We start from the raw sequence: 23,862 nt of genomic DNA, 5'->3' as shown, positions 1-23,862 counted from the left end.
GGCCGGGTTTTTTCTTTTCCGGGAGCAGGAAGTGCGCGAGTGCTCCCCTCCCCCGCCGCAACGGTCAGGGGTTCTTCTTCTCCAGCCAGGCGCCGTGGCCCAGCCAGGTCGCCGCGTTCTGGTCCAGCCACTGGCTTGCAGCCGCCGCATGGCGCAGGCGCGAATCGAGAAATGCCAAGGTCACTGCCTGCACATAAGCGGCTTGCCGAGGGTCGAAGTGCTCGCGTATGCCACCGCCAGTGCCAGGCTTGCGGCCGTCATGGCGACCGCCCGGGCCTTCACCCGGGCCACCTCGGCGTCCCTCACCACCGCCCTCATTGAAAGCCAGTGGCCGCGCCATGCCGCCACCCGGCCCGCCACGCTCGCCACCGTGCCCCGGCCCGCCCATCGGGCGTGGCAGTTCGCCCCCCAGCAACGCGTGATCGGCCTCGATCAGGGTCAGCAGGTAGCTGTCGTTCACCTGCAGCCCACGCCAGAGCACCTGGCGCTGCTGGGGCGAGGGAATCCAGCTGAAGGGGTCTTCGTCGCGCGGCCCGCTGACGCTCAGCACCGGCACGTCGATATGGGTGAAGCGATCGGTGTCGTAGCTGCTTTCCACATAGGGGCTGAGCAGGATCGCCGCCTTGGGCCTGAGGGCGGAAAGCCGCGCTTCGCCGTTGCCGTGCTCACCGACCAGCGCGGCGGCGGTCTGCGCCCCCAGATCGAAGCCGGCCACCATCCAGTTGTCCCAGTCCACCCCCGCCAGCGCGGGGTCGCCCGCCCGGCCGCGTTTCGCCGCCTCGGCCAGTGCCGCCTGGGCCAGGGTGATGCGCTGCCTGAGGGACGCCTGGGAGTAATTATCCTGGGCCAGCTTGCGGAAGGCCCCGGCCTGGGCGTCGCCACTGGAATACAGCGCGCGCCCCTGCTGCGGCATCTGGATCGACAGCACCGCGTAACCCGCCTCGGCCCAGGCGCGACGCCAGAGCTCGCCGGAACGGGCCGACTCCCCCAGCCCCGGCAGGTAGAGAATCAGCGGCGCCGCACCATGCTCGCCGGCCGGCGCTAGCCAGCTCACCTCAAGTGGCTGTTGGCCCAGCGTCCAGGTGGCATCCCAGCCCTGCACCGGCCCGGCTATCGGCACATAGCCGCCCTGGCGCGCCGCCTGGATGGCGGCCACCTGGTCCTGGGGCTTTTCCGGCGGGCTGGAACAGGCGCCCAGCGCAAGGGCGATGGCCAGGGGCAACGGCAGTAAGGAAAAACGCGAACGACGGGAACGGGGATTGGGCATGGCGATAGCCGAGAGAAGACCAGGGAAGGGAGCCGGCATTATCGGCAGCGGGGCCGGCGGCGTCGGTCAGCGCTCGGTAAAGACTGGGTAAACCCGCCGATACATGACGCCCGTCCTCGGCATAGAATCCTCCCTCCAGCAAGGATGCCGCCCATGCACGTCACACCCCACCTGTTGTTCGACCCCCACTTCCTCGAGACCCCGGACGCGCTTTTCCAGCAGCTGATGGCCAATGTCGAATGGGATACACGGATGCGCGCCCGGCGCACCGCCAGCTATGGCGTGGCCTACAACTATTCGCAGATCGACTACCCCGCCACCCCACTGCCGGACGTCCTCCAACCCCTGTGCGAGCAGCTGCACCAGCGCTTGGGCTTCCGGCCCAACAACTGCCTGCTCAACCTCTATGACGACGGCCAGTCCTCCATGGGCTTCCATTCCGACGACTGCACCGGGCTGGCAGCGGACACCGGCGTCGCCATCCTCTCCCTGGGCAGCACCCGCCCCATCCACTTCCGCAACAAGGCCGACAGGAGCCATGAAGTCACCTGGGAGCTGGTACCGGGTTCGCTGCTGTACATGGACCAGGCCGTCCAGGCCCACTGGCTGCACGCCATTCCCCGGGTGGAAGCCGCCGGCCCGCGCATCAGCCTGACCTTCCGCCAGATCCTCAGTTGAGGGCCGCCCTCAAGGCAGCCTGACCTGCTTGCGGGTGCTGGTGAACAGGTCCCAGCTGGCCATGAACAGCGCCGCGATCAGCGGGCCGATGACGAAGCCATTCAGGCCGAACAGCGAGAGCCCGCCCAGGGTGGAGAGCAGCACCAGGTAGTCCGGCATGCGCGTGTCCTTGCCTACCAGTATGGGGCGCAGCACGTTGTCCACCATGCCGATCACCAGCACGCCGAACACCGCCAGCACCACGCCCTGCCAGGTGTTGCCGGACAGCAGCAGGTAGGCGGCCACCGGTGCCCAGATGATCCCCGAGCCCACCGCCGGCAGCAGCGAGAGAAACGCCATCAGCACGCCCCAGAGCAACGCGCTGGGGATGTCCAGCACCCAGAAGATCAGCCCGCCCAGGGTGCCCTGGATGGCCGCCACCACCACGTTGCCCTTCACCGTGGCCCGCACCACCCGGGTGAACTTGATCTGCAGGCGGCGCTTGTGGTGGTCGGCCAGGGGCACCGCCATGCGGATGCCACGGACGATGTCCAGGCCGTCCCGCAGGAAGAAGAACAGCAGGTAGAGCATGAGGAAGAAACCGATCACCACCTGGAAGGTGTCCTGGCCGATGGAGAAGGCCTGGGTGGCGATGAACTGGCTGCCCTGCATGGCACCGCTGACGATGCGGTCACGCAGGCCATCGAAATCATTGAGACCGAAACGGTCAAGCTGATGTTGGAGAACCGCCGGCAGCACCTCGCGCACCCGCGCCACGTAGACACCGACATCCAGCTCGCCCGAATCCAGTCGCTGGTAGAGATCGGCACCCTGCTGCACCAGCAGCGCAGCAATACAGAACACCGGCAGGATCGCCACCAGCAGGCAGACGCTCAAGGTGATCAGCGCCGACAGGTTGCCGCGCCCGCCCATCCGCAGTGCCAGCCGCCGTTGCAGCGGGCTGAACACCACCGCCAGCACCACCGCCCAGAACACCGCCCCATAGAACGGCAGCAGTATCCAGCCGAAGGCCAGGGTTACCAGCACCAGCAACAGGATCAGCGTGCGGACTTCCAGGGGGTAGCGGGATTCGGACATGGAGCGGACACCATCAGGGAGGGTTCCTGATTAGTCCGCAACGAGACGGGGAAAGTGCGAAGACTTTGCGGGGTGGCGCGTAGCCCGGGCTTCAGCCCGGGGAAACGGAGCACGAGGAGCGAATCTCCACTGGATTCGCCCCCGTGAATCACTACCGGATCAGATGCGGAACTGACGCACCAGCGCCCCCAGGCGCTCACCGAGAGCGGCCAGGCTGCGGGCGGTCTGCGCGCCCTGCTGGGTTTCGTCGGCGACGCTGTCAACGGCGACGGCGATCTGGTGCACGCTGCGGTTGATCTCCTCGGCCACTGCGGTCTGCTCCTCGGCGGCGCTGGCGATCTGCGCGTTCATGGCATTGATGGTGCCGATCAGCTGGGCGATGGCGTCCAGCGAGGAGCCGGCCTGGTTGGCCTGCTCGCTGGTGATCTCGCCGGCGTCGCTGGAGCGGCGCATGGAGGTCACCGCCTCCTGGGTGCCCTGCTGCAGGCGATCGATCATGCCCTGGATTTCCTGGGTGCTCTGCTGGGTACGGCTGGCCAGCGCGCGCACCTCGTCGGCGACCACGGCGAAACCCCGGCCCGCCTCACCGGCACGGGCAGCCTCGATGGCGGCGTTGAGCGCCAGCAGGTTGGTCTGCTCGGCGATGGAGCGGATCACCCCCAGTACGCTGACGATGGATTGCACGTCCTGCTGCAGGCTGTCGAGGGACACGCCGCTCTCGCGGATATCACCCACCAGCGCGTGGATGCGGATGATGCTGCCGTCCACCACCTTCTTCGCCGCCTGGCCTTCCTGGTCGGTCTGCTGGGCGGCTTCCGCGGCGCCCTGGGCGCTCTTCGCCACTTCATGGGCGGCGGCGGACATCTCGTTGATCGCGGTGGCCACCTGGTCGGTCTCGTGGCGCTGACGCTCCATGGCCTGCTCGGAGCGATGGGCCTGGGCGGATACCTCGCCCACCAGGCCGGTGAGCTGGCCGGTCATGTCGACGATCTGGCGCACCAGGCCGTGGATCTTCTCGACGAAACGGTTGAAGGAGCCGGCCAGTTCGCCCAGTTCGTCATGGCTGTCGGCCGGCAAACGGCGCGTCAGGTCGCCTTCACCGGCGGCGATGTCGTCCAGGTTGGCCTTGATCTGCTGCAGGGGACGCAGGAAGGCGTTGCTCAGCGCGGTGCCGATGATGCCGAACACCACCAGCAGGATCGCGGCGATCACCGCGATGCTGGTGAGGATGGTGCTGATGCGTGCATCGATCGCCTCCTGCACCACCGCCACCTGGGCCTCCACGCCATCGAGGTTCACCGCAGTGCCGAGCGCCATGTCCCACTTGGGCAGGTAGTAGGTGTAGCCGAGCTTGGGCACCTGCACGCTCTCGTTGCCCGGTAGGGGCGAGCTGTAGAACACGTAGTGGCTGTCGTCCTTGGCGACCCGGACCAGCTCGTCGTTGACAGGCACGCCGTTGACGTCCTTGCGGCCCGAGAAGCTCTTGCCCACGTCAACCGGGCTGTCGCCGCGGAACAGGCGGATCACCTGCGAATCGTAGGCGAAGAAGTAGCTGTCCTTGCCGTACTTGATCTTCTTGAGAATCTCGATGGCCTTGTCGCGGGTGGCCATGTCGTTGGCCGGTGACGCGTCATAGAGGGTCTGGACCGAGCCCAGGGCGATCTGCATGTAGTGCTGCAGCTCCTGGCGGCTCTCCTGGATCAGCCGTTCGCGGGTTTCCTTGACCTCGCCTTCGGCCAGGTCGAGCAGCACCTTGGCGGCGGCGCCACTGAGCACGAGGGCGAAGAGGATCACCGGCGCGAGCGCCAGCAGCAGGACCTTGGATTTGAGTGTCAGGCGCATATTTCCATTCCTTGAAGGGAGGCAGGCCGGGAAAACGAGGCGGGATCGACCGCTTATCGGCAGCCCCGTGAATAGCTGTAGCACCCGGCCGACACCGACGTTCGGCCGGATGGCACGGGGGCTGTCAGAGAAGCATGGCTGCCGCCCAGCCGAATGCCAGTAGCGGCAGGTTGTAATGCAGGAAGGTGGGCACCACCGTGTCCCAGATGTGATCGTGTTGGCCATCGACGTTGAGCCCGGAGGTCGGCCCCAGGGTCGAGTCCGAGGCGGGCGAGCCGGCATCGCCCAGCGCCCCGGCGGTGCCAACGATGGACACGATGGCCAGCGGGCTGAAGCCCAGCTGCACGCCCAGCGGCACGAAGATCGCCGCGATGATCGGCACCGTGGAGAAGGACGAACCGATGCCCATGGTCACGAGCAGGCCCACCAGCAGCATCAGCAGCGCGCCCATGGCCTTGCTGTTTCCGATCAGCGCAGCGGAGGCCTCCACCAGGCTGGAGACCTGGCCGGTGGCGCGCATCACCTCGGCGAAGCCGGCGGCGGCGATCATGATGAAGCCGATCATGGCCATCATCTTCATGCCCTGGGTGAACAGGTCGTCGACCTCCTTCCAGCGCACCACGCCCGACAGCGAGAACACCAGGAAGCCCACCAGGGCGCCGACGATCATCGAGTCCAGCCACAGCTGCACCACGAAGGCGACGACGATGGCCACACCAGCCACCGCCAGGCTGCGCGGATCGTACTTCGCCTCCACCTGCTCGGCCTGGGCGATCAGCGTCAGGTCATAGACGCGCTTACGGCGATAACTGAACAGCACCGCGATGAGCAGGCCGGAAACCATGCCCAGCGCCGGTATCAGCATCGCCTCGGTGACGTTCACACCGGTAACGTCGACGCCACTTTTCACCACATTCGCCAGCAGGATCTCGTTGAGGAAGATGTTGCCGAACCCCACCGGCAGGAACATGTAGGGGGTGATCAGGCCGAAGGTGATCACGCAGGCCACCAGGCGGCGGTCGATCTGCAGGCGCGTCAGCACGTACAAAAGCGGCGGCACCAGCAGCGGGATGAAGGCGATGTGGATGGGCAGGATGTTCTGCGAGGAAATGGCCACGCACAGCAACAGGGCGATGAGGACCCATTTCAGCGCAGCGCCCTCCTGTGCCCCACCCCGGCCAACGCGGCCGATGATGCCGTCCGCCAGCGCATGGGCCAGCCCGGAGCGCGCGATGGCCACGGCGAAGGCGCCCAGCAGCGCGTAGGACAGGGCCACGGTCGCACCACCGCCCAGCCCCTTGTTGAAGGCATCCAGCGTGCCCTGCACGCCCAGGCCACCCAGCAGCCCGCCCGCCAGGGCGCCGATCACCAGTGCCATCACCACATGCACCCGGCACAGGCTCAGCACCAGCATGATGCCAACCGCCACTATCACCGCATTCATCCGCTTCGCTCCGAGTTGCGGTCAACCCGCAAAAAAAGCCGCGTACTCTGCCCAATGAGCGCCGCGCTGTCAAAAGAAACGCCGTGCGAAATACTGGACGCTCTGTGCATAATATTTGCATCCAAATTCGCCGCTCCCATGCATTCCGTATGGAGCCGCATCGCCATGGCAGGCGTATCAAGTTTTTCCCTGCCGCGCCGATAGCGGCTTGCAGTCCGACGAGATAGAAGGAAAGCCCCATGCCGTTCAGTCGCCTGTCCATTCAGTGGAAAATCACCCTGCTCGCCGGCCTCTGCCTGCTGGCCATCGTGACCCTCCTGGTCGGTGCCTCGCTCTACCAGTCCAAACGCAGTGCCGAGCTGGTGAAATCCGCCAGTTCGCAGATGCTCGACTACAGTGCGCGCCAGCGCATGCAGGCCCGCGGCGAGTTGCAGGCGCTGCGCATCCAGCGCTACTTCATGGACACCTACCAGTACGGCAAGGGCTTCTCGCGCCAGGTGCTGTTCCTCAAGGACCAGGCCGAGAAGCGCTTCCTCGACGCCTTCGACCTGCGCGAGGACATGACCCGCCAGGTGAAGACCAGCCTGGAGGCCAACCCCAACCTGCTCGGCCTCTACCTGGTGTTCGAGCCCAACGCCCTGGACGGCAAGGACGAACTGTTCATCGACCAGGCCGAGCTGGGCAGCAACGACAAGGGGCGTTTCTCGCTCTACTGGTCACAGGCCACCCCCGGCAAGCTGGAGTCCGAATCCATGACCGAGGAGCTGCTCGGCGACAGCAGCCCCATGGCCAGCGGCATGCCCTACAACACCTGGTACACCTGCCCGCTGAAAACCCGCGACTCCTGTGTGCTGGAGCCCTACTACGACGACGTCGGCGGCAAGAAGGTGCTGATGACCAGCATCGCCTTCCCCCTGGAGCTGAACGGCAAGGTGATCGGCGTCATGGGCCTGGACATCAGCCTGGACAGCCTCCAGCAGCTCAGCATCGATGGCAGCAAGGACCTCTACGACGGCCAGGGCCAGGTCAGCATCATCAGCCCCACCGGGCTGCTCGCCGGCCACAGCCGCGACGCTTCGCAGCTCAGCTTCAAGCTGGACAAGGCCTTCGGCACCGACGCCAGCGAGATCGCCTCGGTGGTCAGCGCCGGCAAGCCTGCCGAGATCGACCGCGAAGGTACCCTTCGGGTCATGCAGCCGTTCAAGCCGATCCCCACCAGCGCTGCCTGGAGCGTGCTCCTGGAAGTGCCGGACAAGGTCCTGCTGGGCCCGGCGCTGAAGCTCGAGGCGCAGCTCGATGAGCAAAGCGCCGCCAGCAGCCTGACCTCCACCCTGATCGGCCTCGCCGCCGCCGTGGTCGGCCTGCTGCTGATGTGGCTCACCGCCTTGGGCGTGACCCGGCCGATCCTCGGGGTCGCCGCCATGCTGAAGAACATCGCCAGTGGCGAGGGCGACCTCACCCGCCGCCTGGAGTACGCCCGCCAGGACGAACTGGGCGAGCTGGCCGGCTGGTTCAACCGCTTCCTCGACAAGCTGCAACCGGTCATCGCCGACGTGAAGCGCTCGGTGCAGGACGCCCGCAGCACCGCCGACCAATCCGCCGCCATCGCCAGCCAGACCAGCGCCGGCATGCAGCAGCAGTACCGCGAGGTCGACCAGGTCGCCACCGCCTCCCACGAAATGAGCGCCACCGCCCAGGACGTCGCCCGCAGCGCCGCCCAGGCCGCCGAAGCCGCGCGCGGTGCCGACCACGCCACCCGCGAGGGCCTGGGCGTGATCGGCAAGACCACCAGCGCCATCGAGCAGCTGGCCAGCGAAATGAGCGCCGCCATGGAAGAAGTCCAGGGCCTGGCCACCAGCAGCGAGCAGATCGGCTCGGTGCTGGAGGTGATCCGCGCCATCGCCGAACAGACCAACCTGCTGGCCCTCAACGCCGCCATCGAAGCAGCCCGTGCCGGTGAGGCCGGACGCGGCTTCGCCGTGGTCGCCGACGAGGTGCGCAACCTCGCCAAGCGCACCCAGGATTCGGTGGAGGAAATCCGCCAGGTGATCGAAGGCCTGCAGCACGGCACCCGCGAGGTGGTCGGCTCCATGCACAGCAGCCATCGCCAGGCCCAGGGCAGCGTCGAGCAGGTGGAACACGCGGTCGCCGCCCTGCAACGCATCGGCGATGCCGTGGCGGTGATCACCGACATGAACCTGCAGATCGCCAGCGCCGCCGAGGAACAGAGCGCAGTGGCCGAGGAGATCAACCGCAACGTCGCCGCCATCCGCGACGTCACCGAGTCCCTCTCCGGCCAGGCCCAGGAATCCGCCCAGGTCAGCCAGGCGCTGAACAGGCTGGCCAACCACCAGCAAGGGTTGATGGACCAGTTCCGCGTCTGACGCCGTGCCAGGGGTCGCGTTCGCGGCGCCTGGCACGCACCGCCCCTGTCACCATTTGCCCGCCGCGCTGACGCGCCGGTGCTTGTCCGCCGCTGCGCTGCCAGCTAGCCTGCGCCATCCCTCAGAAAGGAAACCCGAGATGCTCAACTACGCCATCGTCGCCGGCTCCAGCCGTGCCAACAGCCAGTCCGGCAAGGTCGCCCGCTTCATCCGCCAACGCCTGGTGGAGCTGCAACTGGCCAACGAAGCCCACACCAGCGTCATCGACCTGGGCGCCCAGCCGCTGCCCCTGTGGCCGGCCGAAGACACCGGCCCCTGGGCCGGCTTCCAGCAGCAGCTGAAGGCCGCCGACGCGGTGATCGTCATCGCCCCCGAGTGGAACGGCATGGCCTGCCCGGCGATCAAGAACTTCTTCATCTACGCCAGCAAGGCCGAACTGGCCCACAAGCCGGGCCTGCTGGTGGGCATCTCCTCCGGCATCGGCGGCGGCTACCCGATCAGCGAGCTGCGCGCCTCCAGCTACAAGAACTGCCGCCTTTGCTACCTGCCCGAGCACCTGATCGTGCGCGGCGTGGAGAAGGTGCTCAACGGCGCCGAAGTGGTCGGCGAAGACGACCAGCGCATCCGCGCGCGCATGGACTACGACCTGGACATCCTGGCCAAGTACGCCACCGCGCTGAAGCCCGTTCGCGAAACCATCGACATGAGCATCCCGGCCTTCGCCAACGGCATGTAATGCCCCGCCCCGCGCCGCCTGGCGCGGGGTTCCCCATACCCGCTTCCCCCGCACATCCGCACATCCGCACATCCGCACACCCGTAGGGTGGATGACGCTCTTTTCATCCACCAGGCGATCTTGCAGCCAGCACCGCAACCCACCTCGTGGGAGCGAATTCATTCGCGATGGAATACCCGGCCACGCGCAACCCTGTGCCTGCGGAAGGTCTTTCGCGGCTGAAGCCACTCCCACGGGGAGAGCCTGCCGCGAGACCGGACATGGCTGTGTTGGGCCTCGCTGCGCTCGGCGCCAACCTACGGTGTCCGGCTTACAACGAGAACGCCCGCTGCACCACTTCGCCGCGGGGATCGTCGCTGGGCGCGACGAGGGCGTAGTTGTAGCCACCTTGCGACCAGTAGCGCGCTTCCAGCTCGCCATCACGGCGGTTACCGGCGGGCATCTCGGCATAGAGCGAACCCGGCGAGCGCAGGTACAGGCTGATGCGCTGCCCGCCCACATCCTCGAACAACAGAAGCGCCGCAGCGCCCTGCTCGTTGGTCAGCAGGCGCCCGCCCACCGGGTGGAAGCCATAGGGGGCGAGATCGGGAATGCGCGAGGCATGGCTGAAGCGCTGGTCCAGCCAGGCCTGCAGCTGCCCCGGCTCGCGAGCGGCGACGTCGACCACCCCGGCGTGGCCGGTGGCGAACAGGCGGTGGGCTTCCAGGGCGTCCTGCATCGGCGGGTTCTCCGCCAGCAGCGAGCGGTCGCGGGCCTGCCAGCCGCCCAGGCCGCCGAAGCCCAAGGCCAGCACCAGTGCCGCGGCCGTGGCCAGACGCTGGCGGCGACGCGCACGCAGGGAGCGGCGGATCGCCAGCGGGTCCAGCTGCGGGTTGGTGGGGCGCAGCTCCAGGTTGGCCAGGCCCGCGCGCAGCTGCTGCATGTCGCGGCGCCAGGCGTCGACCCGCGCCGCCTGGTCGGGGTTGGCCGCCAGCCAGGCCTCCACCTGGGCCCGCTGCGCGGCATCCAGTTGGCCATCGAGGTAGGCGTGCAGGTCGTTCTCGCTGGGTTCGAAGCGGTTCATTTGAGTATCCGTAACGGGGGATTGGCGATTTCGCCCTCGGCCAGCTCGCGCAGCGCCTTGCGCGCCCGGGACAGGCGGGACATCACGGTGCCGATGGGCACGTCCAGGGCCACGGCGGCCTCCTTGTAGCTCAGGCCCTCGACGCTCACCAGCACCAGCAGCGCGCGCTGCTCGGCGGGCAGCCGGGCGAAGGCCTCCAGCGTGGATTGCGCCATTACCAGCTCCTCGGTGGAGGCCGTCTCGGCCGGTGCCGCACCGAAGAACTCGAGGATGCGTGCATAACGCCGGGCACGCCGCTGCCCATCGAGAAACTTGCGATAGAGGATCGCGAACAGCCAGGCACGCAGGCTGCCATCGGTGCGCGGCCCGGCGCGACCATCCAGGGCGCGCTCCAGGGTCGCCTGCACCAGGTCGTCAGCACTGGCGGGGTTGCGCGTCAGCCACAGGGCGAAGCGGCGCAGGCGCTGCAGCAGCTCGCGAAGTTCGTCGTCATCGATGTCGTGCATGGGGTCGTGCGGTGCTCGTCGTGGTTCCAGTGCGAGGAAGACGCTCAGGCAGCAACTTTATTCCAGGGGCCGGGAATAAATCTGCAACTGGTTCGTCCCACGGGCTCGACGACATGACCGCAAGCCCACGGAGCAGCCAATGAGCCGACCCCCGCTTTCCCCTTCCCAGACCCTGGGCCGCCTGGCGCTGATAGGCCTCGGCCTGGCCGCGCTGGCCGGCACCTTCGCCTATGCCGGCGGCTGGATCGGGCCCGACCGGCTGACGCCGCAACGCATCATCGACACCTTCGAGGCCAACGCCGGCAGCTACCCCGGCTACCGCAAGAACCACGCGAAGGGCCTCTGCGTCAGCGGCCAGTTCCTCAGCAACGGCGCCGCCGCCGGGCTGTCCCGCGCCGAGGTGTTCGCTGCCGGCAAGGTGCCGGTGATCGGCCGCCTGGCCATCGGCGGCAGCAACCCCTATGCGCCCGACGCCAGCGTGCCGGTGCGCAGCCTGGCGCTGCAGCTGCGCAGCGCCAGCGGCCAGGAATGGCGCACCGGCATGAACACGCCACCGGTGCTGCCGGTGTCCACCATCGAAGGCTTCTTCGAGCAGGTACTGGCCTCCAAGCCCGACCCGGCCACCGGCAAGCCGGACCCGGCGCGCCTGCAGGCCTTCTTCGCCGCTCACCCGGAAAGCGCCGCCTTCCGCCAATGGGCCAAGGACAACAAGGCCTCCAACAGCTTCGCCAACGCCACCTACAACAGCATCAACGCCTTCCGCCTGGTGGATGGCGACGGCAAGGGCCGCTACGTGCGCTGGGCCATGGAGCCGGAGACGCCCTACCAGCCGCTGGGCAGCGAGGCGGACAACAAGGACTTCCTCGCCCACGACCTGCTCCAGCGCCTGCAGCAGGGCCCGCTGCGCTGGCACCTGGTGCTGACCCTGGCCGAGGCCGGAGACCCCAGCGACGACCCATCCAGGCCCTGGCCCACCTCGCGCCAGCGCATCGACGCCGGCACCCTGGTGCTCGACCAGGCCCAGCCCGAGGACCAGGGCGCCTGCCGTGACCTCAACTTCGACCCGCTGATCCTCCCCGACGGCATCGAGCCCTCCGCCGACCCGATCCTCGCCGCGCGCTCGGCGGCCTACGCCGTCTCCTTCAACCGCCGCACCCGCGAAGGTGCTCCCACTCCCCCCGCAGGAGCCCACCCATGAGCCATCACATCCAGGGGTTCAGCCCCCTCGCCCGCCTGCTGCACTGGTCCATGGCGTTGCTCATCCTCGCCATGCTGTTCATAGGCGTGGGCATGGTGGTCACCCTGTCCACCCGCCACACCTGGCTGGTGGAATTGCACAAGCCGCTGGGCATCGCCCTGCTGGCCCTGGTGCTGCTGCGCATCGCCGTGCGCCTGCGTCGCCCGCCACCCGCGCTACCTCCTGACCTGCCGGGCTGGCAGCACAGGCTCGCCCACCTCTCGCACCTGCTGCTCTATACCCTGATGCTGGCGATGCCGCTGGTGGGCTGGGCGATGCTCGCGGCCGGCGGCTACCCGGTGGTGCTGCTGGGCTGGCTGCAACTGCCGGCGATCGCCCCCCATGACGCCGCGCTTTATGCCGTGCTGCGCCAGGCCCACCACTGGCTGGGCTACCTGCTGTTCGCCACCGTGCTGCTGCACCTGGGCGCGGCGCTGTTCCACGGGCTGATCCGCCGCGACGGCGTGCTCGCCAGCATGGTCACCGGCAACGGCGAACGCTGACGGAAGCCCGCGCGCAGGGCCAGTCACCACAACAAACGGCCAGGCGCGCGGTCTACGCTGCTGACACCCACTGCGGAGAAGCCCCTTGAAGACTCGCCATTGCCTGCTCGCCACCCTGCTGTTCTGCGCCGCCAGCGCCCAAGCCTCGACGCCCGAAGCCTGGCAGGAGCAGGACAAACGCATGCTCGCCGCCTGCACCAAACTCAGCGGCCTGAAAGAAGTGAAGGCCGCCGGCCAGGCGGTGCTCTTCGACGACCGTCTAGGCATCACCGCCCTGGCCCTCAGCGGCCGCTACCCCCAGGCGCACATGAAAAACCGCGCCGGCCGCGAGCTGTGCCTGTACCAGCGCAAGAGCGGCAAGGCCTTCATCAGCGAGGCCGACAACCTGATCGACGCCCGCAAGCCCTGACCGAAAATAACGGTTACAGCGCGGCGCCGGTTTTTCCTGTCGCCGCGCGCCGTTGTCTGGCAAAACCCTTGCCCATCCCCACCCGGAACCAAGGAGCCCGACCATGCGCACCGCCTGCGCCGCACTCTTGCTGAGCCTCGCCCTCCCCGCCCTGGCCACCGAGCCGCCCGTCTACGGCCCCGAGCTGGAAGGCTTCGACTACCCGCACCCGGTCAAGCGCTTCGCCTTCGACTCCCAGGGCGAGAAACTGCAGATGGCCTACATGGACATCCAGCCGAGCACGCCCAACGGCCACACCCTGGTGCTGCTGCACGGCAAGAACTTCTGCGGCGCCACCTGGGAGGGCAGCATCCAGGCGCTGACCCAGGCCGGCTACCGCGTGGTGGTGCCGGACCAGGTGGGCTTCTGCAAATCCAGCAAGCCGCAGCGCTACCAGTTCAGCTTCCAGCAGTTGGCGGCCAACACCCACGCCCTGCTGGCGAGCCTGAAGCTGGAGAAGGTCACCCTGATGGGCCACTCCATGGGCGGCATGCTCGCCAGCCGCTACGCGCTGCAATACCCGCAGCAGGTGGAGCAGCTGGTGCTGGTGAATCCCATCGGCCTGGAGGACTGGAAGGCCAAGGGCGTGCCCTGGCGCAGCATCGACGCCTGGTATCAGCGCGAGCTGAAGACCAGCAGCGAGACCATCCGCAATTACCAGAAGAGCACCTACTACGCGGGCCAATGGCGGCCGGAGTTCGACAAGTGGGTGGAGATGCAGGCCGGCATGTACCGCGGCAAGGGGCGTGAGGCGGTGGCCTGGGACTCGGCGCTGACCTACGACATGATCTACACCCAGCCGGTGGTGCACGAGTTCGACAAACTGCAGATGCCGGTGCTGCTGCTCATCGGCCAGACCGACAACACCGCACCGGGCAAGGACGCCGCGCCCGAAGCCTTGCGCGGCCAGCTGGGCAACTACAAGGTGCTCGGCCAGCAGGCCGCCGAACGCATCCCCGACGCCCGCCTGGTGACCTTCGCCGACCTCGGCCACTCGCCGCAGATTCAGGCACCGGAAGTGTTCCACAAGGCGCTGCTGGAGGGCCTGAAGGCCCGCTGAGTTCGCACCCGGGCCGGCGCTGCACTATCATCGCCGGCCATTCACCCCGGGAGCCCCGCCCATGAGCAACGAAACCACCCTTCTCGACCGCCTGGCCAACAGCGACATGCTGGAGATCGACGGCCTGCACGCCTGGCAGTTCGAGCTCGACGCCGGCGCCCTGCTGATCGAATGCGTCGACGGCCGCACCCAGCGCCGCTGGAACTTCAGCGCCGAGCAGGTGCAGGCAGCTCAGTTCGACGCGGCCCAGGGCACCTGGACCCTCCATGACGACCAGGGGGTTCATAGCCTGGTGTGCATGGAAGCCTTCAGCGGCAGCAACGACGACGAAGACGAGGGCGAAGAAGAAGCGGGCGACGCCGCCAACGACGACGGCATCGACCGCGCCTGAAGCCTCAGCTCACCACGTTGCGGATATAGCGCACCGCGACTTCGCCACGGTTGGCGTAGCCATAGGGCTGGCTGCTGGCGAAGACGTGGAAGTCCCCCGCGCCAATGCGCACCTCGCCTTCCGGCAGCTCCAGGGTCAGCTCGCCTTCGGTGACGTAGACCATCTCCCGCCAGCCTTCAGCATCGGCCTCCGACACATAGCGTTCACCCGGTTCCAGCGACCAGGCCCAGAGTTCGACTTCGCGCCGCGCCGGCGCACTGGCCAGCAGGGTGGCGCGGCTGCGCGGGTCTTTGCCGACCCAGGCCACCGCCTCGATGCGCGAACGGTCGGGTCGGCTCGGCGTCTGCACCAGGTCGGGAAACAGCACGCCCAAAGCCTCGGCGATGCGGTCCAGGGTGGCCAGGCTGACGTTCACATCGCCCCCCTCGATGCCGACGATCATCCGCCGGCTCACACCTGAAGCCGTGGCCAGGGCGTCCTGGCTCAGGCCAAGCGCCTTGCGCAGCCGCCGCACATTGTCGGAGACGTGTTCGAGTACGTTGGGTCTGTCCATGGAGGGGGTCATAGAGTTGGGCAATATATTGCTCACACGCTGTTTTTTGCGCATTATGTTGCACACAACGAACCAGAACAAGCTTCGCCCCCTCGTAACTGCCTGACCCGGACCCTCCATGAACGCCCGCAACCTCGCTTCGACGCTGCTGCCCGTCGGCATCCTGATAGTCGCCATGATCTCGGTGCAGAGCGGCGCCTCCCTGGCCAAGAGCCTGTTCCCGGTGATCGGCGCCCAGGGCACCACCACCCTGCGCCTGATCCTCGCCGCCATCTTCCTGCTGCTGGTGCTGCGCCCCTGGCGCACCCGCATCAACACCGGCGCCCTGGGCACTGTGCTGCTCTACGGCCTCGCCCTGGGCTTCATGAACCTGCTGTTCTACATGTCCCTGCGCACCGTGCCCCTGGGCATCGCCGTGGCCCTGGAGTTCACCGGCCCGCTGGCGGTGGCGGTGTTCTCCTCGCGCCGGGCGCTGGACTTCCTCTGGATCGCCCTCGCGGTGGTCGGCCTGCTGCTGCTCCTGCCCATCGGCGAAAGCGCCGCCCACCTGGACCTGGTGGGCGCAGCCTATGCCCTGGGTGCCGGGGTCTGCTGGGCGCTGTACATCATCTTCGGCCAGCGCGCCGGTGCCGATCACGGCATGCAGAGTGCCAGCCTCGGCGTGCTGGTCGCGGCGCTGGTCATCTCGCCCTTCGGCATCGCCCATGCCGGCACCGACCTGCTCAACCTCAGCCTGCTGCCCGTCGCCCTGGGCGTGGCGCTGCTTTCCACCGCCATCCCCTACACCCTGGAGATGTACGCCCTGACGCGCATGCCCGCGCGCACCTTCGGCACCCTGATGAGCATCGAGCCGGCCCTGGGCGCGCTTTCCGGGCTGCTGTTCCTCGGTGAGCGCCTGTCGCTGCTGCAATGGCTGGCCATCGGCGCGATCATCCTCGCCTCGGTGGGCACCACCGCCAGCATGAAGAGCCGCAAGGAAGCCGAAGGGCTGATCCCCGCCGATTGATCGCGCTGCGAATCTGCTTGCCGAGAAGCGCACTCCTGCGCAAGGCTATCGCCAGCCTTGCGCATCAACAGGACCCTCCATGAACAAGTTCACTCCCGGCCCCAGCGGCTGCCCCCCGGTCAACTGGCAGCTGGAGCAGATCGTCACCGAACTGCGCGCCGCCCGCGCCGAATGGCGCAGCCGCAATGGCCGCACCCAGGATCGTGGCGGCCGCGAGCTGCCCTCACGCACCGCCGTCGGCCAGATCATCGAAGCCATCAGCGGCGCGCTCTTCCCAATGCGCCTCGGCCCCACCGACCTGCGCGAAGAGAGCGAAGACTTCTACGTCGGCCACACCCTGGACACGGCGCTCAACGCCCTGGTCATCGAAGTGCGCCGCGAACTCGGCTACGCCGCCCGCAACGGCAGCGCCGAAGACGGCGACAGCGAATGCCAGGCGATCCGCGTGGTGAAAGGCTTCGCCGCCGCCCTGCCGGAGCTGCGCGTGCTGCTGGATACCGACGTGCTGGCCGCCTACCAGGGCGACCCGGCAGCACGCAGCGTCGACGAAGTGCTGCTCTGCTACCCGGGCGTGCACGCGGTGATCCATCACCGCCTGGCCCACTACTTCTACCGCAACGGCCTGCCGCTGCTGGCGCGCATCATCGCCGAGATCGCCCACTCGGCCACCGGCATCGACATTCACCCCGGCGCCACCATCGGCCGGAGCTTCTTCATCGACCACGGCACGGGCGTGGTGATCGGCGAGACGGCGATCATCGGCGAGCGCGTGCGCATCTACCAGGCGGTGACCCTGGGCGCCAAGCGCTTCCCCTCGGACGATTCGGGCAACCTGCAGAAGGGCCAGCCGCGCCACCCCATCGTCGAAGACGACGTGGTGATCTACGCCGGCGCCACCATCCTCGGCCGCATCACCATCGGCAGGGGCTCGGTCATCGGCGGCAACGTCTGGCTGACCCGCAGCGTGCCGGCGGACAGCAACATCACCCAGGCCACCCTGCAGAACGACTGCGGCGCCTGAGCCCCGCACGCACAAAAAAGAACCCCGCGCTTGCGGGGTTCTTCGTATCAGGCCGAGGTTTCCCGGGGGACGAACAGCCGGCGCGTCAGCATCAGGTGGAGGATGAAGGCCAGCAGCGCGGCCAGGGGGACGGCGGTCAGCGCGCGGGTGATGCTGGAGCCGAAATCGGCCTGGCTCTGCAGCACATCGAGGCGGCCGAAGTGCGACGGCTCGGCATTGGCGTAGCCCACCTTCACCGAGGCGCCCTCATGCAAGTAGGGCTCGGCATTGGACGCAGAGGTCTCGAAGGTGCCGTCGTAGGGTTTGCCGGCCACCTCGAAGCTGTAATGGAAGTGGTAGGTCTCGCTGGTACGGCCGCGGCGATGGTGTTCTTCGGTCACGCTGTCCAGGCTCACCGGCGCCAGCACCTCGGAGTGGTCCTTGAGGATGGCGTTGGCATTGAAGTAGTTGAGGATCGCAGTGACGATGAGAAAGCCGGCGCCGATCACGGCGGCGAGGCTGAGCAGGATCATCGACACCTTGCTCAGGGTGCGATGGGTTTCAGGCGAGGTCTTGAAGCTGATCATGGTGTCCCTTCCGGTTGGTTGCAGTGCCCTGTCGCCCCCGGGCGGCGGCAGGCAGCTCCACGAACACCTGCGGGCCCACCCGGGGTCACCATGGAAAACCCAGCACGGCACCGGACAGGCGTGAAAAACGCACGCCGCCCGGTGCACGGGCCAACCCTTCCATGGCAAGTTAATAGCACTAAGCTAGCATCCAGAGGCGAGGGAACCACTTGATTGGCGTCACATCCTGTTACATTCATTGCAAAGCCGATGACAGGTTGTCGTGCGGCAGAGACGAGACTGCCTCCAACGGACCAGGGACGGGACCATGAGCCTCCACGTCGTCCAGCGTAGCCAGCCGTTTCTCGAGGTATTGATGTGAGCACCACGGCCAACCGATTCTCTTCCCTGCTGCACCTCGTGCGCCTGCACTTCGGCGTCAGCGCTGCCGTGCTGATCGAGCCCGACGGCCCGCTCGCCTGCGATGGCATCGACCAGCAGCGAGCCGCTCGCACGTTGGTTTCCGGCACTCCCCAACCGATCGCCCGCTGCCCCATCGCCGATGGCGGCGGCGAGCTGCTGCTGTTCGATGACCAGCCCCGCGAGGTGGACCAGCAGGCGCTGGCCGAATTCGCCAGCCTGGCGAGCGAATTGTTCACCCGCCGCCGCGAAGTGCTGGGCATGCGGGAGTGGCTGCGGGTGCTACGGGAAAAGGAACAGCGCCTGGCCCTGGCCGTGGCCGGCAGCGGCACCGGCATCTGGGACCGCGACGTGGTCAACGGGCTGATCCACTACTCGCCCGGCTGGAAATCGCTGCTGGGCTATGCCGACGATGAAATCGGCACCCGCATCGAGGACGCCTACGTCCGCGTACACGCCGACGACCTCGAATACGTCCGGCGCACCATGCTCGACCACTTCGAATCGCGCAGCGATCAGTACAAGGTGGAGCATCGCCTGCGCCACAAGGACGGCCACTTCATCTGGGTAAGCAGCCGCGGCCGTGTGGTCGAGCGCGATGACCAGGGCCGCCCGCTACGAATGATCGGCACCACCACCGACATCACCGAAATGAAGCGCATGGGCGAGCGCCTGGAGCAGAACCTCGAACTGCTGACGGAACTGACCAACGAGATCCCCGGCATGGTCTTCCAGTACATGGGGCGCCCTGACGGCAGCGGCAGCTACCGCTACATCAGCGCCGGCAGCCTGGACGTCTACGGGCTGTCCCCCGAACAGCTGAAGCTGCCCAACGGGCGCGAACGCATCCTGGCGCTGGTCCACCCGGACGACCTGCCCGCCTACCAGAACTCACTGGAAACCTCCGCCCTGGCCCTCACCCCCTGGCAGATGGAATACCGCGTACAGATCCCCGGCCGCTCCACCGGCTGGCGCCAGGGCAATGCCCACCCCAAGCGCCTGGCTGACGGCAGCGTGCTCTGGCACGGCTTCATCACCGACATCACCGAACAGAAGCGCATCGAGGTCGAACTGCAGGCCCTGGCCACCACCGACTTTCTCACCCAGTTGCCCAACCGCCGCCATTTCATGGCGCGCCTCGAAGAGGAGCTGGCCCGGCTGCAACGCGCGCCGGGGCGTGGCGCGGTGCTGCTGATGTGCGACCTGGACCACTTCAAGGTGATCAACGACCGTTGGGGCCACGGCGTCGGCGATGACGCCCTGCGCCACTTCGCCGCCCTCCTCGCCGGGCAGATGCGCCGTGTCGACCTGGCCGGCCGCATGGGCGGGGAAGAGTTCGCCGTGCTGCTCAATGAGGCGGACCACGCCAGCGCCCTGGTCTTCGCCCAGCGCCTGCAGCAGCAGATGCTGGAAACCCCGCTGCGGCATCAGGGCGAAGTCATCCCCCTGACCGTCAGCATCGGCATCACCACCCTCGATGCCGGCGACGCCAACGCCGAAGCTGCACTTTCACGCAGCGACCTGGCGCTCTATCGGGCCAAGGCGGAAGGACGCAACAGGATCGAGATGCACTGACGCTGCCACCCGGCAGCCAAGCGGGCCGGCGCACCCTTGCGATGCGCCGGCTACCGGTCAGTCGGTGCCGTACTTCGGCGAACGCGGACCGTAGAGCAGGCCACCGTTGTAGCCGGTGGAGAGCAGGCGCGCGCTGGTGATCCCGGCGATGGGATAAGACGCATCCTCCATGGAGCTGTTGATGATCTGCTTCACCGCAGCCGTCACCAGCATGCCCACCAGGCCGCCACCGTTATTGTTGTTGCCTTCCTCGCTGGAGGCGCTCGCCGAGCCGGTCCACAGGGTGGTGCCGCTTTTCAGGTCGACCAGCTTAGCGCTGGCGGTAACGATGGATGCACTGCTGATCAGCATGTACTGGGTGCCGTACTCGCTCACAGTGACGTAGAGCGCAGCATCGGCGCCGTAGACCTCGCGCAGCTTGGCCGTCGGCAACTGGTGGATGTCACCGGGGCTGGTCAGGCCGTTCTGGCGGAAGGTCTCGTCCACCAGCGCCACCGGCACCACGTAGTAGCCGGCTTCAGCCAGCGGGTAGGTCACCTGGGACAGCATGCTGTAGGTGGCCTTCACGTCGGGCGACTCGTTCAGCGGCGGCAGCACCAGGATGGAACGCGGGCGCGCTTCCTTGTAGGCCGAGTAATCGACGCTACGGGTCGGCGCGCAGCCGCTGACCAGGGCCGCCAGCGCGGCGCAGACCAGCAGGCGGGAGAGTAGACGGGTCATTGGGCGCCTCCCTTGGCGTTCTTCATGAGGAAGTCCATGTACGAAGCGGATTCGGGGAACAGCGCCTTCTCGGTCTCGAAGGAACGCATCATCTCGTCATCCTTGCCGAGGCTGGAGTACAGCAGGCCGAGCTGGGCGTGATAGCCCGGCGGCACCGCGCCGTTCTTGGCCCGGATCTTCTGCAGGTCGGCTTCCAGCGCCTCCACCTGCGCCTCCTTGGATTCGCCCTTGAAGTACTGGTTGACCTGGGTCTGGTAACCCTCCCACTGGTACAGCGTCTTGGGGCCGCTGCAACCGGCCAGCATCATGCTGCCCAACAGCGCAGCCGCGTATGCGATTGTCCTGCTCATGTTCATGTCCTGACGTCCCTGTTTCAGTTCTGCGGCTTCCAGGCGCCGCTCTCCACCGCATTCACCAGCTTGTTCACCGCCTCGCGCATGGCCAGGTCGAGCACCTTGCCGTTGAGGGTGGAGTCGTAGCTGGCGGTGCCGCCGAAGCCGATCACTTCGCGGTTGGACAGCGCGTACTCGCCGGCGCCCTGGGTCGAATAGACGACCTCGGAGGTGGAGATGTTGACGATGTTCAGGGCCACCTTGGCGTAGGCGATCTGGGTCTTGCCGCGGCCGAGGATGCCGAACAGCTGGTGGTCGCCCACTTCCTTGCGGCCGAACTCGGTGACGTCGCCGGTGACCACGAAATCGGCACCCTTGAGGCGCTGGGCCTGGCCCTTGATCGCGGCTTCCTGCTGGATCTCGCTCATGTTGTCGCGGTCCAGCACGTTGAAGCGGTTGGTCTGCTGCAGGTGAGTGATGAGGATGGTCTTGGCCTGGCCGCCGAGGCGGTCGACGCCGTCGGAAAAGATGCCGCGCATGTAGCTGGAGCGGTTATCGAACTTGCCGACCGCGATCGGCGCGCGCACGCCACTGTAGGGACGGTTGACGCTTTCGACCTGCTGCACGGCGACGGCGGTGGAGGTTTCGGTGGCGCAGCCCGACAGGCCGGCCAACGCCACCGTAGCCAGGATCGGCAGCAAAGCGGTTCTCGAAACGATGCTCATGGGGTTCTCCTTGAACGAGCGGAAGGTGCCGGCGACGGCCGCCCGGTGGGCAGCGGTGCATCGGCGGAGGTGATGGGCGAAGCGATAAGACTGGAGACGCCCTGCGGGGACGATTCCCCACATGCATCCCCCGGAAAATCTGCCGAATGTGATTGCGTCGGCGAAATACCATGCAGCGCACGGCCCCGCACCTGATGGCGGGCCCTATGCAGTGCGTGATCGGCAAGGGGGCGGAACGAGCGGGCCAGAGGAAACCCGGCCGGGCTGAGGGGTGAAGACAACATCCAATGTCCTGCGACTACGGCTCCATGGATCTTGCTCCCCAGCAACGCGCCGACGCCGCACGCGGGCGGCCGTCCGGGCCTGGGGAACAGACTGGCGCGGAGGATACTGGCCTTTCGCCGTAAATCCGACGACCGGCCGACCAGCGGACGTATCGGCTGGACCTGCTGATACCCCCGTCACACACCCACGCCAGCGCGGCTGGCGCCCCCACTGCAACCGGGGCGGAAGCCGCCCGTGACGCGACCTGAGGCAATTTGCCGCGAGGCTGGCAGGCCCAAGCCTGCATAGATTCAATCCAGATGATTAGCCTTGGAGCCCTGCATATGGATAGCAAAAGCGGCACCCTCGACCGTGACTACCAGCGGATTCACCGGGAGGCAACGGCACTGGCCGGCACCCTTACCGACCTCGGCCAGCGCGCCTCGGTCTACCACCACCTCTACGAGGATTCCGGCGGGCGCAACGTCTTCCCGCTGATCGCCGCCCACGGCGCGCTCTGGGGCGCCGGCTACTTCGCCCTGGGCATGCGCGTGGGCACCCTGCTCTCCGCGCAATTCCTCTTCACCCCCACACTCCGCCACTACAAGCTGCGCCAGCTGCACGCCTTCGCCGACGCCTTCCGCGAGATCAACCGGCGGGTCTGCGTCGAGGCCTATACGGCCTATCACCTCAGCCGGCTGCATGGCCAGGCTGCCGGCATCGAGCACTACCTGCAGCCACGCCTGCTGGCCGCGCTCAACCGCTGCCACCAGGCCCAGGCGCTGGGCGAGCCGCTGCCGCAACCGGTGCGACGGGAGCTGTTCGAGGCATTCTTCCTGTGGGAGCAGGACGTCATAGTCGGGCCCGCCGTGGAGCAGGCGCTGGCGGCACTGGACTGGTCGCTGATCCGCCAGGTGGCGCTGCGCCCACGCATCGAGTTCGCCTACTTCGCCAGCAGCCGCGACATGAAATTCAGCGACTTCGCCAGTACCCGAGAGCGCATCGAAAAAGGCATGCGTGCCTACGAGCTGGCCGAGCAGGCGGGACTGGATCGGGTAGAGGCTGCGCTGAGCCGCTACGGCGTACTGCCAGAGGCCTTCTTCCATGACTCGCTCGCCCATTTCCGCGCCCTGCGCCAGCGCCTGAACCTGCCCGAGGCGTTGCCCGCGACCGGTTGAGTCGCCAGGCGCCTGGGGCGGGGCCGTAAAAGGTGTGAGGGAATGCCAGGCAATGAAAAGCCCCGGCACGAGCCGGGGCTTCGGGTGTAACGCCAGCCCGTGGTTCAGGCGGGATAGAGGTGGACGATGCGCTTGCCGTTATGCAGGTCATGGATCTTGTAGCCCTGCAGCACGCTCTCCCAGAACGACGCCGCAATATCGCTCTCGATCTCCAGAACCAGCTCATCCTTCCCCCGCTTCTTCAGCAGGTCGATGATCTGAGCCACCGCGCACCTGCCCACCCCCTTGCCACGAGCGGGCACTGAAACGAACAGCCGGAAGATCTCGAAGAAACCCGAGTTGCCGGCAGAAGCGCCTCGGATCACCGCAAAGCCAACGTAGTCCCCCCCAAGCGCCACCAGGTAGCACTCCTCGTCCAGGGCTACGGACAACTCCCCGCTCATCACCTGCCTGAAACTGCTGTAACCATCCAGCTCGAGCAGCTTCTCCGCAGCCTGGATACCCGGAGCGCGCGCCAGGTGAATGGAAACCCGATCCGACATGAAGAACTCCTTTCCGTGGTTGATTTCGGGCGCATCCTAGCGGCTTGAAATCACCCGGAATTGATCCGGCGCATGGCTCTCCGCACTCTCCATCCCCCTGCCATCCGTGTTCGTGACGGGGTTGGCAACGCTGCTGAGCTAGCCGGTACATCGAGCGCAGCGCAGAGCTCACAGGTCGTCTCTTCCGGCCGGATAACCGTCTTTCCTGATAAACTCCCGCGCCTGTCTCGCAGGGCCTCAAACTGGGCCAGACCGACACTGCCTCGTCTGAGCGCTTCCGTTTCCCTGCATCGCCGTGCCAGTGAGTCGAATCGCCACTTGCTGCCGGCCTCAAACCGCCCCTTA

24 protein-coding genes and 1 pseudogene are annotated in these 23,862 nt (G+C 67.2%); 13 read left to right on the top strand and 12 right to left on the bottom strand.

Going from position 1 to position 23,862, the window contains the following annotated elements:
* Nucleotides 1–64: 64 nt before the first annotated feature.
* A complete protein-coding gene (locus RTW82_RS26970; protein WP_316927012.1) occupies nucleotides 65–1,267 on the bottom strand; it encodes an alpha/beta hydrolase in 1,203 nt (400 codons plus the stop codon).
* Nucleotides 1,268–1,420: 153 nt separating this feature from the next.
* Between RTW82_RS26970 and RTW82_RS26965 the strand changes: the two genes are divergently transcribed.
* The gene (locus RTW82_RS26965; protein ID WP_316927011.1) at nucleotides 1,421–1,945 is read left to right on the top strand and encodes an alpha-ketoglutarate-dependent dioxygenase AlkB family protein; all 525 of its coding nucleotides are present in this window, start codon (nucleotides 1,421–1,423) and stop codon (nucleotides 1,943–1,945) included.
* 9 nt (nucleotides 1,946–1,954) lie between these two features.
* Here RTW82_RS26965 and RTW82_RS26960 read toward each other — a convergent pair whose 3' ends face one another.
* From RTW82_RS26960 to RTW82_RS26950, 3 genes are all read right to left on the bottom strand, one after another.
* Nucleotides 1,955–3,022 (bottom strand): AI-2E family transporter, encoded by a 1,068-nt coding sequence (locus tag RTW82_RS26960; protein WP_316927010.1) that lies wholly within the window; start codon nucleotides 3,020–3,022, stop codon nucleotides 1,955–1,957.
* A 159-nt stretch (nucleotides 3,023–3,181) separates the two neighbouring features.
* Nucleotides 3,182–4,864 (bottom strand): methyl-accepting chemotaxis protein, encoded by a 1,683-nt coding sequence (locus RTW82_RS26955; RefSeq protein ID WP_316927009.1) that lies wholly within the window; start codon nucleotides 4,862–4,864, stop codon nucleotides 3,182–3,184.
* Nucleotides 4,865–4,988: 124 nt separating this feature from the next.
* Complete coding sequence (locus tag RTW82_RS26950; protein WP_316927008.1) at nucleotides 4,989–6,308, bottom strand: Na+/H+ antiporter family protein; 1,320 nt, start codon at nucleotides 6,306–6,308, stop codon at nucleotides 4,989–4,991.
* Nucleotides 6,309–6,547: 239 nt separating this feature from the next.
* On the opposite strand from RTW82_RS26950, the pseudogene RTW82_RS32300 reads away from it, so the two are divergent.
* The 3 genes and pseudogenes from RTW82_RS32300 to RTW82_RS26940 form a co-directional block, all read left to right on the top strand.
* Nucleotides 6,548–7,786 (top strand): annotated as a pseudogene (locus tag RTW82_RS32300) (chemotaxis protein); the annotation flags it as partial.
* 150 nt (nucleotides 7,787–7,936) lie between these two features.
* A complete protein-coding gene (locus RTW82_RS32295; protein WP_410478862.1) occupies nucleotides 7,937–8,692 on the top strand; it encodes a methyl-accepting chemotaxis protein in 756 nt (251 codons plus the stop codon).
* A gap of 139 nt (nucleotides 8,693–8,831) precedes the next feature.
* The gene (locus RTW82_RS26940; RefSeq protein ID WP_021219053.1) at nucleotides 8,832–9,428 is read left to right on the top strand and encodes an NADPH-dependent FMN reductase; all 597 of its coding nucleotides are present in this window, start codon (nucleotides 8,832–8,834) and stop codon (nucleotides 9,426–9,428) included.
* Nucleotides 9,429–9,738: 310 nt separating this feature from the next.
* Here the strand turns inward: RTW82_RS26940 and RTW82_RS26935 are convergent, their stop codons facing one another.
* Both RTW82_RS26935 and RTW82_RS26930 read right to left on the bottom strand, forming a co-directional pair.
* A complete protein-coding gene (locus RTW82_RS26935; protein WP_316927006.1) occupies nucleotides 9,739–10,491 on the bottom strand; it encodes an anti-sigma factor in 753 nt (250 codons plus the stop codon).
* A complete protein-coding gene (locus tag RTW82_RS26930; RefSeq protein ID WP_021219055.1) occupies nucleotides 10,488–10,997 on the bottom strand; it encodes a sigma-70 family RNA polymerase sigma factor in 510 nt (169 codons plus the stop codon). Before RTW82_RS26930 ends, RTW82_RS26935 begins: the two co-directional genes overlap by 4 nt.
* Nucleotides 10,998–11,136: 139 nt before the next feature.
* Between RTW82_RS26930 and RTW82_RS26925 the strand changes: the two genes are divergently transcribed.
* The 5 genes from RTW82_RS26925 to RTW82_RS26905 all read left to right on the top strand — a co-directional run bounded on the left by RTW82_RS26925 (nucleotide 11,137) and on the right by RTW82_RS26905 (nucleotide 14,636).
* Complete coding sequence (locus tag RTW82_RS26925; protein WP_316927005.1) at nucleotides 11,137–12,195, top strand: catalase family peroxidase; 1,059 nt, start codon at nucleotides 11,137–11,139, stop codon at nucleotides 12,193–12,195.
* Nucleotides 12,192–12,737 carry a cytochrome b gene (locus RTW82_RS26920; protein WP_316927004.1) on the top strand — a complete coding sequence of 182 codons (546 nt, stop codon included), beginning with the start codon at nucleotides 12,192–12,194 and terminating at the stop codon, nucleotides 12,735–12,737. The genes RTW82_RS26925 and RTW82_RS26920 overlap by 4 nt, the downstream gene beginning before the upstream one ends.
* An 85-nt stretch (nucleotides 12,738–12,822) precedes the next feature.
* The gene (locus RTW82_RS26915; protein WP_316927003.1) at nucleotides 12,823–13,146 is read left to right on the top strand and encodes a hypothetical protein; all 324 of its coding nucleotides are present in this window, start codon (nucleotides 12,823–12,825) and stop codon (nucleotides 13,144–13,146) included.
* Nucleotides 13,147–13,249: 103 nt separating this feature from the next.
* Nucleotides 13,250–14,245 carry an alpha/beta hydrolase gene (locus RTW82_RS26910; protein ID WP_316927002.1) on the top strand — a complete coding sequence of 332 codons (996 nt, stop codon included), beginning with the start codon at nucleotides 13,250–13,252 and terminating at the stop codon, nucleotides 14,243–14,245.
* A gap of 61 nt (nucleotides 14,246–14,306) precedes the next feature.
* Nucleotides 14,307–14,636, top strand: coding sequence for a DUF5629 family protein (locus RTW82_RS26905; RefSeq protein ID WP_316927001.1), 330 nt, complete (start codon nucleotides 14,307–14,309; stop codon nucleotides 14,634–14,636).
* 4 nt (nucleotides 14,637–14,640) lie between these two features.
* Here RTW82_RS26905 and RTW82_RS26900 read toward each other — a convergent pair whose 3' ends face one another.
* Entirely contained in the window at nucleotides 14,641–15,243 is a 603-nt protein-coding gene (locus tag RTW82_RS26900) for an XRE family transcriptional regulator (protein ID WP_316927000.1), read from the bottom strand.
* Between the two features lie 64 nt (nucleotides 15,244–15,307).
* On the opposite strand from RTW82_RS26900, the gene rhtA reads away from it, so the two are divergent.
* On the top strand, nucleotides 15,308–16,195 hold the full coding sequence (rhtA, locus tag RTW82_RS26895) for a threonine/homoserine exporter RhtA (protein ID WP_184490293.1): 888 nt from the start codon (nucleotides 15,308–15,310) through the stop codon (nucleotides 16,193–16,195).
* Between the two features lie 79 nt (nucleotides 16,196–16,274).
* Nucleotides 16,275–17,216 carry a serine O-acetyltransferase EpsC gene (gene epsC, locus RTW82_RS26890; protein WP_316926999.1) on the top strand — a complete coding sequence of 314 codons (942 nt, stop codon included), beginning with the start codon at nucleotides 16,275–16,277 and terminating at the stop codon, nucleotides 17,214–17,216.
* A gap of 47 nt (nucleotides 17,217–17,263) precedes the next feature.
* On the opposite strand, the gene RTW82_RS26885 is transcribed toward epsC, so the two are convergent.
* Nucleotides 17,264–17,782 carry a DUF3592 domain-containing protein gene (locus tag RTW82_RS26885; RefSeq protein ID WP_021219064.1) on the bottom strand — a complete coding sequence of 173 codons (519 nt, stop codon included), beginning with the start codon at nucleotides 17,780–17,782 and terminating at the stop codon, nucleotides 17,264–17,266.
* Between the two features lie 357 nt (nucleotides 17,783–18,139).
* Between RTW82_RS26885 and RTW82_RS26880 the strand changes: the two genes are divergently transcribed.
* Nucleotides 18,140–19,756 carry a diguanylate cyclase gene (locus RTW82_RS26880; RefSeq protein WP_316926998.1) on the top strand — a complete coding sequence of 539 codons (1,617 nt, stop codon included), beginning with the start codon at nucleotides 18,140–18,142 and terminating at the stop codon, nucleotides 19,754–19,756.
* A 57-nt stretch (nucleotides 19,757–19,813) separates the two neighbouring features.
* On the opposite strand, the gene RTW82_RS26875 is transcribed toward RTW82_RS26880, so the two are convergent.
* From RTW82_RS26875 to RTW82_RS26865, 3 genes are read right to left on the bottom strand one after another with little or no spacing between them, the layout of a single operon-like run.
* Nucleotides 19,814–20,476 carry a DUF799 domain-containing protein gene (locus tag RTW82_RS26875; RefSeq protein WP_316926997.1) on the bottom strand — a complete coding sequence of 221 codons (663 nt, stop codon included), beginning with the start codon at nucleotides 20,474–20,476 and terminating at the stop codon, nucleotides 19,814–19,816.
* Nucleotides 20,473–20,826 (bottom strand): DUF4810 domain-containing protein, encoded by a 354-nt coding sequence (locus tag RTW82_RS26870; protein WP_316926996.1) that lies wholly within the window; start codon nucleotides 20,824–20,826, stop codon nucleotides 20,473–20,475. The genes RTW82_RS26875 and RTW82_RS26870 overlap by 4 nt, the downstream gene beginning before the upstream one ends.
* A gap of 23 nt (nucleotides 20,827–20,849) precedes the next feature.
* Nucleotides 20,850–21,533, bottom strand: a complete 684-nt coding sequence (locus RTW82_RS26865; protein WP_021219068.1) for a CsgG/HfaB family protein — start codon at nucleotides 21,531–21,533, stop codon at nucleotides 20,850–20,852.
* 608 nt (nucleotides 21,534–22,141) lie between these two features.
* Between RTW82_RS26865 and RTW82_RS26860 the strand changes: the two genes are divergently transcribed.
* Nucleotides 22,142–22,975 carry a hypothetical protein gene (locus RTW82_RS26860; protein ID WP_316926995.1) on the top strand — a complete coding sequence of 278 codons (834 nt, stop codon included), beginning with the start codon at nucleotides 22,142–22,144 and terminating at the stop codon, nucleotides 22,973–22,975.
* Between the two features lie 104 nt (nucleotides 22,976–23,079).
* Here the strand turns inward: RTW82_RS26860 and RTW82_RS26855 are convergent, their stop codons facing one another.
* Nucleotides 23,080–23,517, bottom strand: a complete 438-nt coding sequence (locus tag RTW82_RS26855; protein WP_316926994.1) for a GNAT family N-acetyltransferase — start codon at nucleotides 23,515–23,517, stop codon at nucleotides 23,080–23,082.
* Nucleotides 23,518–23,862 lie beyond the last annotated feature (345 nt).

The organism is Pseudomonas sp. zfem005 (assembly GCF_032621735.1).
Classification (GTDB): domain Bacteria; phylum Pseudomonadota; class Gammaproteobacteria; order Pseudomonadales; family Pseudomonadaceae; genus Metapseudomonas; species Metapseudomonas solani.
The sequence above is the reverse complement of the archived record's forward strand: the minus strand, read 5'-3'. Positions and strand labels throughout refer to the sequence as shown.

Bases quoted from the DNA above. Each gene is read 5' to 3' on its own strand.
- RTW82_RS26970 (WP_316927012.1), bottom strand. From the start codon at position 1,267: ATGCCCAATCCCCGTTCCCGTCGTTCGCGTTTTTCCTTACTGCCGTTG.
- RTW82_RS26965 (WP_316927011.1), top strand. From the start codon at position 1,421: ATGCACGTCACACCCCACCTGTTGTTCGACCCCCACTTCCTCGAGACC.
- RTW82_RS26960 (WP_316927010.1), bottom strand. From the start codon at position 3,022: ATGTCCGAATCCCGCTACCCCCTGGAAGTCCGCACGCTGATCCTGTTG.
- RTW82_RS26955 (WP_316927009.1), bottom strand. From the start codon at position 4,864: ATGCGCCTGACACTCAAATCCAAGGTCCTGCTGCTGGCGCTCGCGCCG.
- RTW82_RS26950 (WP_316927008.1), bottom strand. From the start codon at position 6,308: ATGAATGCGGTGATAGTGGCGGTTGGCATCATGCTGGTGCTGAGCCTG.
- RTW82_RS32295 (WP_410478862.1), top strand. From the start codon at position 7,937: ATGCAGCAGCAGTACCGCGAGGTCGACCAGGTCGCCACCGCCTCCCAC.
- RTW82_RS26940 (WP_021219053.1), top strand. From the start codon at position 8,832: ATGCTCAACTACGCCATCGTCGCCGGCTCCAGCCGTGCCAACAGCCAG.
- RTW82_RS26935 (WP_316927006.1), bottom strand. From the start codon at position 10,491: ATGAACCGCTTCGAACCCAGCGAGAACGACCTGCACGCCTACCTCGAT.
- RTW82_RS26930 (WP_021219055.1), bottom strand. From the start codon at position 10,997: ATGCACGACATCGATGACGACGAACTTCGCGAGCTGCTGCAGCGCCTG.
- RTW82_RS26925 (WP_316927005.1), top strand. From the start codon at position 11,137: ATGAGCCGACCCCCGCTTTCCCCTTCCCAGACCCTGGGCCGCCTGGCG.
- RTW82_RS26920 (WP_316927004.1), top strand. From the start codon at position 12,192: ATGAGCCATCACATCCAGGGGTTCAGCCCCCTCGCCCGCCTGCTGCAC.
- RTW82_RS26910 (WP_316927002.1), top strand. From the start codon at position 13,250: ATGCGCACCGCCTGCGCCGCACTCTTGCTGAGCCTCGCCCTCCCCGCC.
- RTW82_RS26905 (WP_316927001.1), top strand. From the start codon at position 14,307: ATGAGCAACGAAACCACCCTTCTCGACCGCCTGGCCAACAGCGACATG.
- RTW82_RS26900 (WP_316927000.1), bottom strand. From the start codon at position 15,243: ATGCGCAAAAAACAGCGTGTGAGCAATATATTGCCCAACTCTATGACC.
- rhtA (WP_184490293.1), top strand. From the start codon at position 15,308: ATGAACGCCCGCAACCTCGCTTCGACGCTGCTGCCCGTCGGCATCCTG.
- epsC (WP_316926999.1), top strand. From the start codon at position 16,275: ATGAACAAGTTCACTCCCGGCCCCAGCGGCTGCCCCCCGGTCAACTGG.
- RTW82_RS26885 (WP_021219064.1), bottom strand. From the start codon at position 17,782: ATGATCAGCTTCAAGACCTCGCCTGAAACCCATCGCACCCTGAGCAAG.
- RTW82_RS26875 (WP_316926997.1), bottom strand. From the start codon at position 20,476: ATGACCCGTCTACTCTCCCGCCTGCTGGTCTGCGCCGCGCTGGCGGCC.
- RTW82_RS26870 (WP_316926996.1), bottom strand. From the start codon at position 20,826: ATGAGCAGGACAATCGCATACGCGGCTGCGCTGTTGGGCAGCATGATG.
- RTW82_RS26865 (WP_021219068.1), bottom strand. From the start codon at position 21,533: ATGAGCATCGTTTCGAGAACCGCTTTGCTGCCGATCCTGGCTACGGTG.
- RTW82_RS26860 (WP_316926995.1), top strand. From the start codon at position 22,142: ATGGATAGCAAAAGCGGCACCCTCGACCGTGACTACCAGCGGATTCAC.
- RTW82_RS26855 (WP_316926994.1), bottom strand. From the start codon at position 23,517: ATGTCGGATCGGGTTTCCATTCACCTGGCGCGCGCTCCGGGTATCCAG.